General features: G+C 72.1%; 13 protein-coding genes. 2 read left to right on the top strand and 11 right to left on the bottom strand.

Annotated features, from left to right (window positions below; translation table 11 throughout):
• Positions 1-87: 87 nt before the first annotated feature.
• The 9 genes from mtnC to NNI01S_RS29910 all read right to left on the bottom strand — a co-directional run bounded on the left by mtnC (position 88) and on the right by NNI01S_RS29910 (position 8,024).
• Complete coding sequence (gene mtnC / locus NNI01S_RS29875; protein WP_063024334.1) at positions 88-780, bottom strand: acireductone synthase; 693 nt, start codon at positions 778-780, stop codon at positions 88-90.
• Positions 777-1,352: a 1,2-dihydroxy-3-keto-5-methylthiopentene dioxygenase gene (locus tag NNI01S_RS29880; RefSeq protein ID WP_063024336.1), complete on the bottom strand. Its 576-nt coding sequence runs from the start codon at positions 1,350-1,352 to the stop codon at positions 777-779. The genes mtnC and NNI01S_RS29880 overlap by 4 nt, the downstream gene beginning before the upstream one ends.
• Complete coding sequence (locus tag NNI01S_RS29885) at positions 1,349-3,046, bottom strand: bifunctional S-methyl-5-thioribose-1-phosphate isomerase/methylthioribulose 1-phosphate dehydratase (RefSeq protein ID WP_063917733.1); 1,698 nt, start codon at positions 3,044-3,046, stop codon at positions 1,349-1,351. Before NNI01S_RS29885 ends, NNI01S_RS29880 begins: the two co-directional genes overlap by 4 nt.
• Positions 3,047-3,124: 78 nt before the next feature.
• Positions 3,125-3,463 carry a DUF1330 domain-containing protein gene (locus tag NNI01S_RS29890; protein WP_063024341.1) on the bottom strand — a complete coding sequence of 113 codons (339 nt, stop codon included), beginning with the start codon at positions 3,461-3,463 and terminating at the stop codon, positions 3,125-3,127.
• A 172-nt stretch (positions 3,464-3,635) separates the two neighbouring features.
• The gene (locus tag NNI01S_RS34965) at positions 3,636-3,806 is read right to left on the bottom strand and encodes a hypothetical protein (RefSeq protein WP_157115093.1); all 171 of its coding nucleotides are present in this window, start codon (positions 3,804-3,806) and stop codon (positions 3,636-3,638) included.
• Between the two features lie 490 nt (positions 3,807-4,296).
• Complete coding sequence (locus tag NNI01S_RS29895; RefSeq protein WP_084489397.1) at positions 4,297-6,039, bottom strand: NTP transferase domain-containing protein; 1,743 nt, start codon at positions 6,037-6,039, stop codon at positions 4,297-4,299.
• 82 nt (positions 6,040-6,121) lie between these two features.
• A complete protein-coding gene (locus NNI01S_RS29900) occupies positions 6,122-6,877 on the bottom strand; it encodes a VOC family protein (RefSeq protein WP_063024343.1) in 756 nt (251 codons plus the stop codon).
• A 54-nt stretch (positions 6,878-6,931) separates the two neighbouring features.
• Positions 6,932-7,243, bottom strand: coding sequence for an MGMT family protein (locus tag NNI01S_RS29905; protein WP_063024345.1), 312 nt, complete (start codon positions 7,241-7,243; stop codon positions 6,932-6,934).
• 4 nt (positions 7,244-7,247) lie between these two features.
• Positions 7,248-8,024, bottom strand: a complete 777-nt coding sequence (locus NNI01S_RS29910; RefSeq protein ID WP_063024347.1) for an alpha/beta hydrolase — start codon at positions 8,022-8,024, stop codon at positions 7,248-7,250.
• 72 nt (positions 8,025-8,096) lie between these two features.
• On the opposite strand from NNI01S_RS29910, the gene NNI01S_RS29915 reads away from it, so the two are divergent.
• Together NNI01S_RS29915 and NNI01S_RS29920 are read left to right on the top strand one after the other, a co-directional pair.
• The gene (locus NNI01S_RS29915) at positions 8,097-11,498 is read left to right on the top strand and encodes an ATP-dependent helicase (RefSeq protein ID WP_063024374.1); all 3,402 of its coding nucleotides are present in this window, start codon (positions 8,097-8,099) and stop codon (positions 11,496-11,498) included.
• 43 nt (positions 11,499-11,541) lie between these two features.
• Positions 11,542-15,576 (top strand): ATP-dependent helicase, encoded by a 4,035-nt coding sequence (locus NNI01S_RS29920; RefSeq protein WP_063024355.1) that lies wholly within the window; start codon positions 11,542-11,544, stop codon positions 15,574-15,576.
• On the opposite strand, the gene NNI01S_RS29925 is transcribed toward NNI01S_RS29920, so the two are convergent.
• On the bottom strand, positions 15,533-15,946 hold the full coding sequence (locus NNI01S_RS29925) for a DoxX family protein (protein ID WP_063024360.1): 414 nt from the start codon (positions 15,944-15,946) through the stop codon (positions 15,533-15,535). The two genes, NNI01S_RS29920 and NNI01S_RS29925, sit on opposite strands and share 44 nt — an antisense overlap.
• Before the next feature lie 14 nt (positions 15,947-15,960).
• Positions 15,961-16,273: hypothetical protein (locus NNI01S_RS35795; protein WP_218019280.1), on the bottom strand; the 313-nt coding region annotated here is incomplete at its 5' end.

The raw sequence follows: 16,273 nt of genomic DNA on the forward strand, positions 1-16,273 counted from the left end.
TCCGGTGGGCCGCGGGCACCCGGCGCGGGTCATCGCTGGATCGTCGCGGTGGGCACTACGCTGACCAGTGGCAGGTCATCTGCGCGGTCAGCCCTGGTCTATGGGATCGATGTCGGCGAACGTGTCGACCCAGCGGTGCGGCGGCCGAGGCGGATTCGGCTCACCGGGACGCGCCAGCCCGATGACTCGCCATCCAGCAGCGACGGCGGCATCCAGCTCGTCGGGGTGGTCGGACAGGAACAGGATGCGCTCGGCGGGGACGCCGATCGAGCCTGCGATCTTGTCGTAGGAGGACGATTCGCGCTTGCCGCCCGCCGTCGACAGATCGAAGTATCCGCTGATCAGCTCGGACAGGCTGCCGCCGCGTGCGAAGGCGAACCAGTCGCGCTGGTTGCGTACCGACCCGGAGGAGTAGACGTAGAGCGCGAGCCCCGACCGGTGCCATGCGGCGAGCGCCGGTGGCACGTCCGGGAAGAACTCGCCGTGCAGCGCGCCGCTGCGGAAGCCTTCCGCACAGATCAGGCCCTGCGCGGTCTTGAGCGGCTCGGCCTTGACGTCGGTGTCGAGCCACTCGCGCAGGATCGCGGCGGCTTCCTCCGGGTTCGCGTCCGGACGCCCGGCCAGCTCCCTGGTCGCGGCCAGCACCGGCGCCGCGACCGCGGAGCTGTGCTCGGACAGCCAGGCCGGGAGCCGTTCGCGGGTATAGCCGTACAGGTCTTCGCGGACCGCGGCGGTGGGGCTGGTGGTGCCCTCGATGTCGACGACGACGGCGTCGATCACGGCGCGGTCAGCAGCTCGTCGAGGGTGGGGAAGCCCGCGCTGATCTTGTCGCCGGTGAAGTCGCCTACCCAGCCGTCCTCCTCCTCGAAGAAGCGGATGGCGATGAAGTCCGGGCGTTCGCCCATGTCGAACCAGTGCAGCGTGCCCGCGGGCACCGACAGCAGATCGCCGCCTTCGCACACCACCGCGAGGATCTCCTCGCCGAGGTGCAGGTAGAAGCAGCCGCGTCCGGCGGCGAAGAAGCGCACCTCGTCCTCGGCGTGCCGGTGCTCGTCGAGGAATTTCCCGCGCGCGCCCTTGGCGATCTCCGGCCACTGCGGGTCGCTGTCGTCGGGGTGGATGCGGGCGATGTCGATGTGCTTGTAGCGCCCGGACGCGTTCAGTTCCGCGACGTTCTTCTCGTAGTGCGCGAGTAACTCCTCCGACGACACCGACGCCGCGTTCTCGACCACCGGCCAGCGTCCGAAAGTGATACCGCGCGCGGCCAGTTCGGTGCCGATCACCTCGTCGTCGCTGGTGCGTACGCGCACGTCGGCCGCGTCACCGGCGGCCATCACCTGCAGGAGGGTCATGTCAGTCCAATCTCGAGAAAATCGTCGCGCGGGCCGAAGGCCGCCGGACTGCCGGTGCGGGACACCAGCTCACACAATGCTTCCAGGCATTCGGCGCGATCGCGCGCCTGGGCGAGATCATCACCCCAGGCGGTGATTCCGTGGCCGGCGATGACCAGCACCGGCAACGCGTCGGGTTGGTCGAGGAGGTAGCGCTCGATGTCCGCGCCGATACGGGGCACCTCGGGCCAGTTCGGGAAGACCGGGATCTCCGCGACGGCCGGATCGCCGCCGCCGAGCCCTTTGATCAGCTCGTAGTCGGTGATCCGCAGCGTGCCGAGTGTGCCGGGAACCGCAGAGCGGGTGGCCAGTGCCGTGGCGAACGGCGGATGGATGTGCACGACCGCCTGGGCCGGGCGGGTGCGGTAGACGGCGGTGTGGATCGTGGTCTCCGCGGAAGGCTTGCGCCCGTCGCCGGTGACGGGCGCGGAGTCGGCCACGCGCACGGTGACCATGTCGCGCTCGGTGAGTTCGCCCTTGGGCAAACCGCTTCCGGTGACGACGGCGGTGGGGCCGGTGCGCACCGAGATGTTGCCCGCGGTGCCCGGCATCCAGCCGCGCCGGTACAGCTCGCGGGCGAGGTCCGCGATGGCCGCGCCAGGCGACGGATCGGATCCGAGCTCGGGGCCGGTGCTCGCGGTCGCACCGCCGCGTGCCGGATCGCTGCGGTGCACGACGCCGTTCTCCGTGACCACCGCGGTCACCAGGTCACCCGGCGTCACGTCGAACGCCGGGTTGAAGACCTTGGTGCCCGCGGGAGCCGTTGCCACACCGCCGAACCCGGTCACCTCGGCGGCCGCGCGTTCCTCCACGACGATCTCCCGGCCGGTGGCCATCGACAGGTCGCGGGTCGACTCCGGGGCCACCACGACGAACGGGATGCCGTGATGGCGGGCGGCCAGCGCGAGACCGTAGGTGCCGATCTTGTTGGCCACGTCGCCGTTGGCGGTGACCCGGTCGGCCCCGACGAGCACGCAGTCGACCTGCCCCGTCGCCATCGCCCACGCGGCGGCGGAATCGATGGTCAGCCGGTGCGGGATGCCAGCCTCGGCGAGTTCCCACGTGGTCAGCCGCGCGCCTTGCAGCAGCGGGCGCGTCTCGTCCACCAGCACCTGTTCGAGCGCGCCGCGCTCGGACAGCACCCGCAGCGTGCCGATGGCGGTGCCGAACGCGCTGGTCGCGAGCCTGCCTGTGTTGCAGTGGGTGAGCACCCGCAGCGGCCGCACCGGGCACAGGGTCTGGACCAGATCGGCGGCGTTGGTGGCGGCGGCCCGGTTGACCCGGCCGTCCTCGGCGAGCATCGCCAGCGTCTCGGCCAGGACCGCGTCGGCGCCCTGCCCCACCTTCGCCCGGACCCGCCGCACGGCCCACGCCAGATTGACCGCGGTGGGCCGCGCCGCGGCGATGCGGTCGGCCTCGGCCTGTGCCGCCGCTTCGTCCACCACGCCGTCCGCGGTGTGCGCGGCGGTGGCGAGGACGACGCCGAACGCTCCCGCGATGCCGATGGCGGGCGCGCCGCGAACGGCCAGCGTCTTGATCGCGTCGATGACCTGGTCGACCGAGCTCAGCCGCAGCTCGCGCGCCTCGTGCGGCAGTCCGCGCTGGTCGATGGTGACGAGCGCGCCGTCGTCCCAGACCAGAGAGCTGTCGTCCATCAGGCGCATCCTTATCCCGTCGAGCCGTGTCGTGCCTGGTCAACGGTATCGGACGGGGGACGGCGAGCCGAAATCGCGTCAGCCCGCCGCGCGCAGCTTGCGTGCGCGTTCGCGCGGGTCGTAGTCCGGGCCGACACCCTCGATGAGCAGCAGGTCGCCGTCGATGTGATCGGCGCGCAGCGGAAGGATCTCCTGATACGCGGGGGAGTGGTACCACTCCCGGGCTTCGGTCATCCCGGGGAACTCGATCAGCACCATGCTCCCGGGCCAGCTGCCCTCGACGACCTCGGCCGGAGGCCCGTGGATGATGAAGCGACCGCCGAACGGGTCCAACGTGGCCTGGATACGTTCCAGGTATTCCAGGATGTCGGGGTGCGGCCTGCGACTGCGGAGATGGGCGAAGCCATAGGCGGACATGGCGTTTGGCATTCCTTCGTTTCGATGACACCGGGAATGGCGTCGAATCGACGGTAGGTCCGCCTCGCGCCGGGTGGCAATTACCAGCGGGGTAAGCACACGTTCCGGAAACAACCGCGGCCGCCGGTCCCGGGAGGAGGTGGGGCCGGCGGCGCGGGTGGCGCAGATCGGTTTAGCGGCGACGCTCCTGCTCGCCGCGCCGGTCGGGCATCTCGTTCTTCATGCCCCGACGGCCTTCCATGTCCGCGCCCTCGCGCATGTCCTGCTCTTGGCGCTGTTGCTGCTGCTGCCTCGGCATCTGCTTCGGCATTTTCTTAGGCGTTTTCTTCGACTTTTCAGTCATCTCCACACGGTCCTTTCCGGGGGATTGATATTCGCCTAACGAACACACGATAGCGAGCGGATATGGCTTCTGGAAGGGGATTTGAAAAATATGGCTCGGAGCGGCGCGGTTGCCGCATTCCACCTGGTAGACGCGATGTTGCGGGTGGATTTCAGTAACGAATACGACTCGGTTCGACCTCTTGTCGGCTATTCTTCCGGCGGCTGGACGGATGCTTCGGGTCTGGCTGGAATAAAACTCCGAGAACCGGTTTCGGTTTCGCTGAGGTCGGTTCTGGGCGCTACCGCCGGTGTATATCGCCTCGAATTCTGCGGTCGGGCGAGATCGGGTGCGCTCTCGAAGGGGGTGTTGTCGCGACGACGGAAAGCGCTGTACTGTAATAATTTTCGACGGATCCGCGGCCCGGTGTCGACACACTATCGTTTACCCGCGCACTATTCGCGTCTGTGCAGCCAAGGGACACAATCGTTTTCGCCCGCCGCCGCAGCGTTCAGCGGCGCAGCGGCAGGAATTCGACGATCGCGCCGTCCTCGGCGCCGGGCGGGACGACGACCAGACCGTCGCGGTCCACCAGGCCCCCGAGATGTGCTGTGCGGATCGCCGGGTCACCGACCCAGCCGCCTTCGTCGGCGGCGCGAGCCGGAACGACGCGAGGCACCGCTGCGGCGATCTCCGCGGCGTTGTGCAGCGGCCCGCGCAGCGGACGGGCGGGGGCGGCGCCGGTGCGGCCCTCGACGATCGCGGGCGCGAGCGCCATCAGCGTCGCTATCGCGGCGAACGGGTTGCCGGGCAGGCCGAGCACCGTGGTGCCGGCGGCGAGTTGGGCGACGACGGTGGAACCACCGGGACGCAGCCGCAGCCGTGGCACCACGACCTCGGCCCCGGCGCGGGTCAAGGCGGCACGGAGCTGGTCGGCCGCACCGCCGCCGGTCGCGCCGACGATGGCCAGCAGATCGCACTCCGGCGTGACGGCCAGGACCTCGTCGAAGCCGTGCGGGGTGTCGCGCAGGTGCACCCGATCGGTGGTGCGAATGCCGTACCAGGACAACAGTTCCGGGAGTATCGGGCCGATCGAGTCGCGAGTCTGCCCCGCCTGCAGCGGTCCCGCGCTGCGGATCTCGTCGCCCGTCATGACGATGTGCGCGCGTACCGGGCCGCGCACCGGCGCCGCGGTGACCTCTACGCTCGCGGCCGCGGAGACCAGCGCCGCCGTCACCGGCGTGCCCTCCGGCGCGACCGGATCACCGGCTTCCCGGTCCTCACCGCGCCGGCGGATGTCGTCGCGCGGCGGCGTATCCGGCAGGCGGTAGAGCGTTTCGTCGGCGACGTGCACGAACTCGTCGCGCAGCACGCCCGTGGTCCCGTCGGGGACGTGCGCGCCCGTGGCGATGCGCACCGCCTCGCCGGGCAGCAACCCCACCGGTCGCCGCCCGCCCGCGAAGCCGATGTCGCGGCGTAGGCGCCACGGCCCGTCACCCGCCACCGCGTAGCCGTCCATCGCCGAGACGTCGAAACGGGGCAACGGCCCGGCGGCCGTCAGCGGTCCCGCGAGCGCGGCTCCGAGCACCGAACCCAGATCGGCTTCGTACGCGGTGAGCCGCGACAGCCGATCGCGCAGCAGGTCCCGCGCCTCGGCGAGATCCAGCGGCGGCTGCTGCCGCGGCGCGTCGACCGCCGCTCTGGCCCGCCGCACCTGCTCCTCGGTATCGCAATCACCGACGCCGGAGAGCGGGATGATCGCGGCGGCGGCCGGCACCAGCGCCTTCATCGGCTGGTTGACCAGCGCGCCGAGCTCGTGCAGCGCCGCGGCCAAGGCTGAGCGCCGCCACACCCCGATCAGGTACTGCGGCCGCCCCGACTCGTCGGCCGCGAACACCGCGTCCGCGCCGGACTCGGTGGCGTGCCGGATGAGCTCGGTCACCGCCAACGGCGACAGGAACGGCAGGTCGGCGGCGAGCACCACCACCAGCGGTGCGGCGGAGCCGAGCGCGCGCAGCCCGGTGTCGATCGCCGCCACCGGACCCGAACCCGGCGGCACCTCGCGGACCTGGATGATCTCCGGCGCCAGCTCGGGCCGGTGCGGCCCGACCACCGCCGTGTGCTCGCACGAGGCCACGGCGGCGAGCGCCACCTCGAGCATGGAACGGCCGCCGATGACGATGGCCGGTTTGTCCACGCCGCCCATCCGGCTGGCCCGGCCGCCCGCGAGCACGATCGCGTCGGCGGCGGTCACACGCCACGACCTCGAGCTAGGTACACCATGGCGGCCATGCTAATTCGTCATCGCCGGAAAGCCCGGCAGCGGACGGCGTCGATCAGGCGTTCGACCAGAAGCGGGCCGGTGGCAGCAGCCGGAACTCGTTGAGTTCCGGGTCGGCGAGCACGAGGTCGGTGTCCCGGTCCGGCGCCGGGGCGCCCCGGTCGATCGTCGTGGCGCCCGCCGCGTGCAGCCGGGCCACCTCGGCGACCCGGTCGTCGGCCGGAAACGAGGTGAGATCCAGGCGCAGTCTGGTCCGGCCGGACCCCGCGTCCGGGGTGCGCACGAACTCGAGCCAGGAGCCGAGTCCGGTCGGTGAGCGCAGCCCGGCCAGCCGCTCGCCGCGCCGGGTGGCAGGCCAGCCGGTGGCGGCCGACCAGAACTCCGCGAGGCGCTGCGGGTCGCGCGTGTCGACCACGACCGCCGCGACGGCTCCGGTGTCCACGTACTCCTCCCTGGGTTCGAGAACGCAGAACTCATTGCCCTCCGGGTCGGCGAGCACGGCCCACGGCACCGCGCCTTGGCCGATGTTCACCGCTCGCGCGCCCAGGGCCAGCGCCCGGTCCACCTGGGTGCGCTGGTGGTCCAGCGAGCGGGTGGCCAGATCCAGGTGCAGGCGGTTCTTGCCGACCTTGGCCCGCATCGCGGGCAGGAAGGTGAGGGCCAGTTCGCCGCCGTCGGCGTCGGGGGCCGCGACGTTCACCTCGTCGGGACGGTCGAGGGTCACGCTCCAGCCGAGCAACTCGGCCCAGAAATCCGCGACCGGACGCGGCCGGTCGGCATCGAACACGACACATGCCAGGCGGGTGGGCATGAATCAACGGTACTGGCCGCCATTCCGGCGCGGAGGAATATCGGAAAGCGGCGCTCACTCGCCCGGCAGATCCGGCAACGGGAAGCGCGCCGCGCGCAGGTCGACGCGTCCGTCCCGGATCGGCACGCCTTCCGCGGCGAGCAGGCGCAGCTGGCGATGGGCCAGGTGCGCGGCGGGCTTGCCGCTCGCACCCAGCACGCGATGCCAGGGCAGGTCGGCCGAGTCCGTACGCATGATCCAGCCCACCGTGCGCGGTGTGGACAGTCCGGCGGCCGCGGCGATGTCGCCGTAGGTGACCACCCGGCCGGGCGGGACCGCCGCCACCAGGGCGCGCACCCGCTCGATCTGGGCGTCGGTGGTAGGCATCGGCTCAGAGCACCGAGCGCACCAGCTCACCGGTCTGCGCCGGATACGCCTGGGCGACCATGTGATCGCAGTTCCATTCCAGCACGGTCAGGTTGGCGCCCATGTGCTCGGTGAGCGCCGCGCGGAACTCCGCTGTGACGAACGGCGGGTGCACCTTCATCGCCTGCACCAGGACGGTCGGCAGATCGGCGGGCGGCAGCACCCAGTGCCGCGCCAGCTGGCCCCAGTAGGAGTTGACGGCGGGCAGGCTCATCCGCCAGCCGAATCGCCCGTCCGCCGTCGGCATCAGATGTTCGTCGAGTTCGGCTTCGAGCAACCGCGGCTCGACGTCACCCCAGCCGGTGTCCAGCTTGTCCTGGCGCGCGTGCTCGACGCTGTCGTAGTCGGCCGAGACCAGGGTGGACAGTGCGATCTCGTTGAGCCATTCCGGTTCCAGCGCGATGGCGGGATCCAGCAGCACCAGCTTGCGCACCAGGTCGGGATGCCGATGCGCCAGGTGCAGCGCGCACGCGCCGCCGAAGGAGTGCGCGACCACCACCACCGGGCCGTCGGCCTCCGTGCTGACCAGCTCGACCAGGTCCTCGACGATGGTCTCGAAATTCCACGGCGGCAGCGAGGTGGAGCGCCCGTGCCCGCGCAGATCGGGTGCGAGGACCCGGACGTCGGGCAGCTGCCGGGTCGCCAGGTCTTCCCAGCGTTTGCCGTGACCGGTGACACCGTGCAGGGCGAGCACCACCGGTCCCGTCGTCGGACCGAACCGATGGACATTCAAGACAGACACCGGTCCATTCTGACCTGCGCCGCATTCGGCCGCAGCGCCGGTCGGGCGGAGGCGTGTACCGGCGTGTCGGTCGTGTCTGTTGCAATAGCCCGCGTGGTGCGATCGGATGGCGCGGTGCGACTGGTTCGCCGGAATGTGGTGGCGCCCCGGCCGCGAGACTGGGGCGCCGACGTCCGCGCGCTGCTGGACGCCGCGGCCGAGGCCGGTCCCGCGCGCCCCGGGTGGCGGCCCTGGCAGGTGCTCGGCGGACCGGGCACGGGCAAGACCGCCCTGCTGATCGACCTCGCCGCCGAGCGCATGGCGGCCGGAGCAGACCCGGAATCCGTGCTGGTACTGACCCATTCGAAGCAGGCCGCGAGCGCTCTGCGCGACGCCGTCACCACGCGGCTGAGCGGACCCGGGCCCGGTGCCGAAGGAGGTGTGCCCGGCGCCACACGAGAACCGTTGGTGCGCACCCTGCACTCATACGCCTTCTCCGTGCTGCGCAGGCATGCGACGGCGCACGGCAACCCGCCGCCGCGTCTGCTGACCGGTGCCGAACAGGACGCGGTGCTGCGCGAGATGCTGCGCGGCGATCTCGCCGACATGGCCGACGGCGCGCGCGGATTGTGGCCGGAGCGACTGCGGCCCGCGCTAGCGCTCGGCGGGTTCGCCGAGCAATTGCGCGATCTCATGCTCCGGGCCACCGAACGCGGCATCGGTCCGGAAGACCTGGTGCGGCTCGGCCGCGAGCACGACAAGCCGGAGTGGGTGGCGGCGGGCCGGTTCGCCATCCGCTACGAGCAGACGATGCTGCTGCGCTGGTCGGTCGGCGTCGAGGCGCCGGAGGCCACCGCGCCCGCGCTGGACGCCGCCGAACTGGTCGGCGCGGCGCTGGACGCGCTGGCCGCCGACCCGAATCTGCTTGCCGCCGAACGCGCGAGGATCAGATACCTGCTGGTCGACGACGCGCAACACCTGGACCCGCAGGCGGCGATCCTGATCAGGGCCATCGGGCACAGCGCGCGGACCACGGTGATCGCGGGCGATCCCGATCAAGCCGTCTTCGCCTTCCGCGGCGCGGACGCGCGGTTCGTCGCCGAACTCGACGCGCCACCCGAGCGGCGCATCGTGCTGCGCGACAGTCACCGGTTCAGTGGCCAGGTGGAGCTGGCGGTCGCACGGATCGCCGCACGTCTGCCGGGCAGTGCGCCGCAGCGCATCCCCGTGCCGGAACGCTCCGATTCGCGGGCGGACGGCGCCGAGGTGCGGGTGCGTGTGCTGGCCACGCCCGCGAAGGAGGCCGCGCTCATCGCCGACCACTTGCGCCGCGCGCATCTCACCGGCGGGGTGCCGTGGTCGCGGATGGCGGTGATCGTCCGTTCGGTGCCGCTGTCGCTGGCGCCCCTGCGGCGCGCCTTGCTGGCGGCGGGCGTGCCGGTGCAGCAGCCCGCGCTGGACACGCCGCTGGCGCGCAGGCGGGGCGCGGCCTGGCTGCTGCTGTCGTTGCGCGCCGTCCTGGCCGGCGAGGCGGTGCAGCGGGGCGCGGTGCCCGCGTTCGAACCCGAGGACGCCCTCGACCTGCTGTCCGGGCCGCTCGGCGGCGCCGACCAGATCGCCTTGCGCCGGTTGCGGCGCGGCATCCGGCGCGCGGTGCTGCAATCGGTGCGCGCCGGTGCGAAAACCGCGGACGACGACCCGGACGACGCGGACATCGACCGCCCCTCCGCGTTGGTGCTGCGTGACCTGCTGCTGGGGACCGGCGATCCGGGGATCCTGAACCGGCTCACCGAGGTGGAGGCCGCGCCGCTGCGCCGGGTGCGGGACGCTCTGCATCGGGCCCGCAAGGCGCGCGGGCGTGGTGCGGGCCTGGAAGACGTGCTGTGGGCGCTGTGGACCGGTTCCCGGCTGGAGCGGCGCTGGGTGGCGCAGTCGGAGCGCGGCGGCGCGGTCGGCATGCAGGCCGACCGCGATCTGGACGCCGCGGTCGCGCTGTTCGACGCGGCCGCCGCCTATGTCGACCGGCTGCCGCGCGCGAGCATCGAAGGATTTGTCGAATACCTGTCCCAGCAGGAGATTCCGCAGGACGCGGCGCCGCGCACACTGCCGGGTGAGGCGGTGGCGCTGCTGAGTGCGCACGCCGCCGCCGGACGGGAATGGGACGTGGTCGCCGTCGCCGCCGTCCAGGAGGGGATCTGGCCCAACCCGCGCGCCCGCGGCACCCTGCTGCACACCGAGGATCTGATCGATCTCACCGCCGGCGTGTCCGGTGCGGGGGAGTGGGTGAGCCGGGCGGCGCCGATCCTCGCCGAAGAGCGCAGGCTGCTACTCGTCGCGTGCAGCCGGGCCCGGCGATCGCTGCTGGTCACCGCCGTGGAGTCGGTCTCGGGCGACCGCGATCTGGTGCCCTCGCGTTTCCTCGCCGAACTGCTCGGGCACGACGACGACGGCGAGCCGGGTGTGCTCCCGGTGGCCGATCCCGGCCGCGCCTTGGTGATGCACTCCCTGGTCGCCGAATTGCGCGGCGTGGTCTGCGATCCCGAGGCCGGCGCGGAGCGCAGGCGCCGCGCCGCGCACCAGCTCGCACGTCTGGCGGACGCGGGCGTGCGCGGCACCCACCCCGACGACTGGTACGGCACCGCCGAACTGAGCTCCGGGCGTCCGCTGTGGACCGAGGACGACGGCGCGGTCGCCCTGTCACCCTCCACCGTCGAACTGCTGCGCACCTGCCCGCTGCGCTGGGCCTTGGAACGCCACGGCGGCACCGACGGCGACAACCCGCACGCCGTCAAGGGCAACCTGGTGCACACGCTGGTGCAGGCGCTGGCGGGCGAGGTGCCCGAGGACCAGGTGCACGCGGCGCTGGATCGCGCCTGGCAGGCGGTGGATCCCGGAACCGGCTGGCATTCCCGCCAAGAGCTGCGCCGCACCGAGGCGATGCTGGAGACCTTCCTGGCCTGGGTCCGCAACACCCGCGGCGAACTCACCCAGGCAGGCGTCGAGGTGCCGGTGGACTGCGTATTGCCCGGGCGCACCGAAGACGAACGCGCCGTGCGCATCCGGGGCCGCATCGACCGGCTGGAGCGGGACGCGCAGGGCCGTTTCGTGATCGTCGACGTGAAGACCGGCAAGTCCCCGGTCACCAAGCAGGCCGCCGTCGATCACGCGCAGCTGGCGACCTATCAGGTGGCCGCGGCCACGGGCGCTCTCGACGCACCGGCCGAATCCCCCTCCGCCGGCGCGGAAGCCGGCGAGCCCGGCGGTGCTCGATTGGTGTACGTCGCGAAACCGAGCAAGGCGGAGGGCGCTACCCAGCGCATGCAGCCGCCGCTGGACGCCGAGGCGCTCGACCGTTGGCGCGACACGATCCACCAGGCTGCCGCGTCCACTCAGGGCCCCAGCTACCTGGCCATGCGCAATGACGGATGCCGCCACTGCCCGGTGGCGGGGAGCTGCCCCGTCCAGGACACCGGAAGGCAGGTGACCGACGAGTGAGCGCGCCCTCGGCCTCGCCGCGGCCGGTGGCCGGGGCGCCGCCGTGACCGGGCGGGTGACGCCGCAGCAGCTGGCGCAGGCGCTCGGCCTGCCACCACCGACCGACGAACAGGCCGCCGTGATCGCGGCGCCGCCGGGCCCGACCCTGGTGGTGGCGGGCGCTGGCGCGGGCAAGACCGAGACGATGGCCGCGCGCGTGGTGTGGATGGTCGCGAACGGGCTCGTCCTGCCCGACGAAGTGCTCGGACTGACCTTCACACGCAAAGCCGCACAGCAGCTGACCGCTCGCATCCGGACCAGGCTGGCCCGGCTCGCCGGCGCGCCGCTGCTGCGCGAACTCGACCCGAGCGGCCGGTTGCGCGCTCAGCTGACCGGCGCGGAGCCGGAGATCAGCACCTACCACTCGTACGCGGGCCGGTTGCTCACCGAACACGGCCTGCTGCTTCCGGTGGAGCCCTCGGCGGCCCTGCTCACCGAGACCCAGCTCTGGCAGCTCGCCCACCAGGTGGTCCGCACCTGGGACGGCGACCTGGAAACCGATCGCACCCCGGTGTCGGTCACCGAGGCGGTGCTCGCGCTGTCCGGGCAACTGGCCGAGCATCTGGTCGAGCCCGAGGAGCTGGCCGAGGCGCACACCGAGCTGGCGAAGCTGGTGTACACCCTGCCCGCCGGTCCGCGCCAACGGGGCGGGCCGAGCCAGACGCTGCTGAACATCGTGCAGGTGCAGCGGGAACGGGTGGCGCTGCTCCCGCTGGTACAGGAGCTCGCCGAGGCGCTGCGCCGCCGAGGCGCCCTGGACTTCGGCGCGCAGATGTCGCTGGCCGCTCGTCTGGCCGCCGAGCATCCCGAGGTCGCCGCCGCCGAACGCGCCCGCTTCCGCCTGGTCCTGCTCGACGAGTACCAGGACACCGGCCACGCCCAGCGAGTCCTGCTCGCCGCTCTGTTCGGCGGTGCGCCGCACGCGACGGGGCTCACGCGAGCCGAACACGACAGGTCCGGGGGCACAGAGGATGCTCTCGCTCCGGCCGCCGACCGGCCTGCGCACGCCAACCGTGCGCAGCGGTCCGGCGAAGGGAAGCGCGAGCCGGATCTGCCGCCGGACAACGACTTCTCGCCGACCGCCGATTCCGGCGACTCTCCGCAGGGCACTCGGAGCGTCGATACGGAAAGTGAAGGGCAGCCGCGGTTCGCCGGTGCGCATGACCCGCGCGCCGTACGCGGGCGGGGCGACCAGCCCCCGGGGCCGCACGACGCCCAGCGTCTTGCCGTGACCGCGGTGGGCGACCCGATGCAATCGATCTACGGCTGGCGTGGCGCTTCGGCGGCGAATCTGCCCCGGTTCGCCACCGACTTCCCCAGCGCCCCGGGCGTACCCGCTCCGACGCTGGCGTTGCTGACCAGCTGGCGCAATCCGCCGGAAGCGCTGGCGCTGGCGAATCTCGTCGCGGAACCGTTGCGGCGCAAGGCGATCGAGGGCGGTGGCGTAACGGTCGACGCGTTGCGCGCCAAGCCCGACGCCGACGCGGGAGCGGTGGCGCTGGCGTTGACCGAGACGGTTGCCGCTGAACGTGAGTGGGTGGCCGAACGGATCGCCGCGGAGTGGGCGGCCCGGCGGGCGGCGCAACAGCAGCCACCTACGTCGGCGGTACTGGTGCGCCGCAATGCCGATGCCGCGCCGCTCGCGGAAGCGCTACGCGCGCAGGGACTTCCGGTGGAGATCGTCGGGCTCGGCGGCTTGCTCGCCACGCCGGAGGTCGCCGATATCGTCGCCACCTTGCGGCTGATCGCCGAACCGGGTTCGGGCAGTGCCGCCATGCGTGTGCTGACCGGCGCGCGCTGGCGCATCGGCGTCGCCGACATCGCCGCGCTCGCCCGCCGTGCCAGGGACCTGTCCATCCGGCGTCCCGGATCGGAGGGCCCGGTGGAGATCGCCGACGGCGCCGCGCTGGACGAGGCATTGCGGGAGGTGGCGCCGGAACCCGCCGAACAGGCCGGACTGGCCGACGCGATCGCTGATCCCGGCCCGGCGGAACACTACTCACCCGCCGGGTTGGCCCGTATCGAGGCGCTGGGCCGCGAGCTGGCCGCGTTGCGCGAACGCAGCGGGCAACCGCTGGCGGAGCTGGTCGCCGATGTCGAGCGCACGATCGGCGTGGGAGTGGAGACTCAGACCCGGCGAGCCATGGCGGGCACCGGAGCCGGGCGCGAGCACCTCGACGCGTTCGCCGAAGTGGTGGCCGGGTACGCCGCGGATACCGGCGCTTCGCTCGGTGGGTTGCTCGCGTTCCTCGCCGCCGCGGAGGAGGTCGAGAACGGACTGGAGCCCGGCGAGGTCGAGGTCGCCAAGGACCGGGTGCAGGTGCTGACCGTGCACGCGGCCAAGGGCCTGGAGTGGGAGATCGTGGCGGTCCCGCATGTAGTGGAGGGCGTGTTCCCGTCCAAGGTCGGTTCCGGCACGTGGCTCGGCGCGCTCGCCGAGCTGCCGACCTCGCTGCGGGGTGACCGGCAGCAGGACGACGCGGCCGAGGGCGTGCCGGTGCTCGATCTCACCGACCTGTACGACCGGGCGGATCTCGACCACGCGATCAAGGCGCACAAGGAGGCGCTGGAGCGCCGCCGGATCGACGAGGAACGCCGCCTGTTCTACGTGGCGCTCACCAGAACCGAACGCGTACTGCTGGTTTCGGCCCACTACTGGGCGGAGACCGGCAGTTCCCCGAAGGGCCCCTCGGATTTCCTGCTGGAACTGAAGCATGCGAACGACGAGACCGGCAGCCCGGCCCACGACGTCTTGACGATCGCCCGCTGGGACGACCCGCCAGCCGACGACGCCGTCAACCCGTTCACCGACAACCCGGCGACCGCCGTATGGCCACGCGACCCGCTCAGCACCCGCCGCGACCCCATCGAGCAGGGCGCCGCGCTGGTCCGCGCCGCTCTGTCCGACCTGCGCGCCCGTCCCGCCGATTCCGGACGCCGTGATCAGGAACCCGGCGCTGCGAATCTCGAAAACCGTGCCGCGCCGGTACCTGCGTTCAGCAGCGATGAGCCAGGTTCCGTGGATGACCCGGTCCACCACCGGTCGGGTAACGGGTCTGATTTCGTGGACGAACGGGCCTACTACCCACCCGACGACGAGTATCCCCCCGACGATCCAGCGGACTTCCCGTTAACCGAATACGCCGACCCCTACGCGGACATCGAGCCCTACTTCGGCCCGGGACCGGATCCGATGGAGGAGTACTTGTCCGCCGACGAAGGCGCATACGGCGCGACCGGCTTCGCGCCGCCTCCACCGGAGGACCCGTTCCGGCCCGAGCGCATCCAGCCGGCGCCGCACCCCGATGATCCCGAGGGCTGGGCTGCCGACGTCGACGCACTGCTGGCCGAGCACCAGGCGGCCGCGACGGCCGCGGAGGAGGTGGAGCTACCCGGACAGATCGCGGCAACCGCCCTGGTCGAGCTGCGTGCCGACCCGACGCGACTCGCCGCCCGCCTGCGTCGTCCGTTGCCCTATCCGCCGAACCCGCTCGCCCGCCGCGGTACCGCCTTCCACGCCTGGGTGCAGCGATGGTTCGGCTCCACCCGCCTCCTGGGGCTGGACGAGTTGCCCGGCGCGGCCGACGGTGGCGCGGCCGACGCGGGTCTGGACGCCGAGCTGACCGCGATGCAGGAAGCGTTCCTGAATTCGCGCTGGGCCGACCGCAGCCCGATCGAGGTCGAGATTCCGTTCGAGACCTCGATCGCGGGCACCGTGATCCGCGGGCGGATGGACGCGGTGTTCGCCGAACCGGGCGGGCGCTGGATCGTGGTCGACTGGAAGACCGGCGCCGAACCCAGCGCCGCCGAGGAAGCTGCGGTCGCCATGCAGTTGGCCGTCTATCGCCTGGCGTGGGCGCGGTTGATGGCCGCGCGGGAGGGACGACCGGAGCACGAGATGCTGCACCGGATCGGCGCCGCGTTCCACTACGTGCGCACCGGGCGCACCATCGCACCGGTGAACCTGGCCGGTCCGGAGGAACTGGCCGAGCTGATCAGGAACGCCGCGCCCGCCGACTCACCGCCAGCGCCTGAGTGATCAACGGAATCTGCAGCGGCAGCCGCAGCACCGAGCCGACCTTGACCAGTCGCGACGCTTTCTCGCTGGCCAGCATGTCCGCGGTGAACTGCACGTTGGCCGGGAGCACCGCGATGAACAGCAGCGCCGCGAGCCGTCCGCCGAAACTACGGGTGCGCGCAACGGCGAGGGCGGCGGCGACGCCGATCTCGGCCACGCCGGAAGCGTAGGTGTAGTCGCGAGCCCTACCCGGCAGCGAGCGCGGCACGATCGAATCGAACGGCTTCGGCCAGACGAAATGCAATACCCCGGTCCCGAACAGGAGGGCGGCCAGGGCCAGCGCAGGCCGCCGCCCGCGATCGGACACGGATGTCAGCGTGTTTTCAGCCATGCCGCACCCTTACATCAATGCCGCTTCGCGTCGAGCCGGCCGCAGCGAACTCGAACTCCGAACCCCGCCGAGCACGTCTTCCCGTGTCGAGCGAGACCGCGCATCCGCCGTTCGCGGCCCGGCTGGCGTGTGCGCGGCCGCCGCGAGGCGACGAAGGCCACTGGCGGCAGGTTCGACCAACGGCGAGCGACCCGATCCGGGTACTCCTTTGTTGGCGAGTTGCGGTTTCGGCGCGCCCAGCGCACCCAGCTACGGTTTTCGACCGAAGCGAGACCGAACATCGGCAGTTCGCGGTCACGCTCGCTTTGCGCGGCCGCCGCGAGGCGG

Origin of the sequence: Nocardia niwae NBRC 108934 = DSM 45340, assembly GCF_001613465.1 — a bacterium.
In the GTDB taxonomy this organism is placed as follows: domain Bacteria; phylum Actinomycetota; class Actinomycetes; order Mycobacteriales; family Mycobacteriaceae; genus Nocardia; species Nocardia niwae.

Excerpts from the sequence above, each read along its gene's own strand:
- NNI01S_RS29890 (WP_063024341.1), bottom strand. The coding sequence starts at position 3,463 with ATGTCCGCCTATGGCTTCGCCCATCTCCGCAGTCGCAGGCCGCACCCC.
- NNI01S_RS29925 (WP_063024360.1), bottom strand. The coding sequence starts at position 15,946 with ATGGCTGAAAACACGCTGACATCCGTGTCCGATCGCGGGCGGCGGCCT.
- NNI01S_RS29880 (WP_063024336.1), bottom strand. The coding sequence starts at position 1,352 with ATGACCCTCCTGCAGGTGATGGCCGCCGGTGACGCGGCCGACGTGCGC.
- NNI01S_RS29885 (WP_063917733.1), bottom strand. The coding sequence starts at position 3,046 with ATGGACGACAGCTCTCTGGTCTGGGACGACGGCGCGCTCGTCACCATC.
- NNI01S_RS29900 (WP_063024343.1), bottom strand. The coding sequence starts at position 6,877 with ATGCCCACCCGCCTGGCATGTGTCGTGTTCGATGCCGACCGGCCGCGT.
- NNI01S_RS34965 (WP_157115093.1), bottom strand. The coding sequence starts at position 3,806 with ATGACTGAAAAGTCGAAGAAAACGCCTAAGAAAATGCCGAAGCAGATG.
- NNI01S_RS29905 (WP_063024345.1), bottom strand. The coding sequence starts at position 7,243 with ATGCCTACCACCGACGCCCAGATCGAGCGGGTGCGCGCCCTGGTGGCG.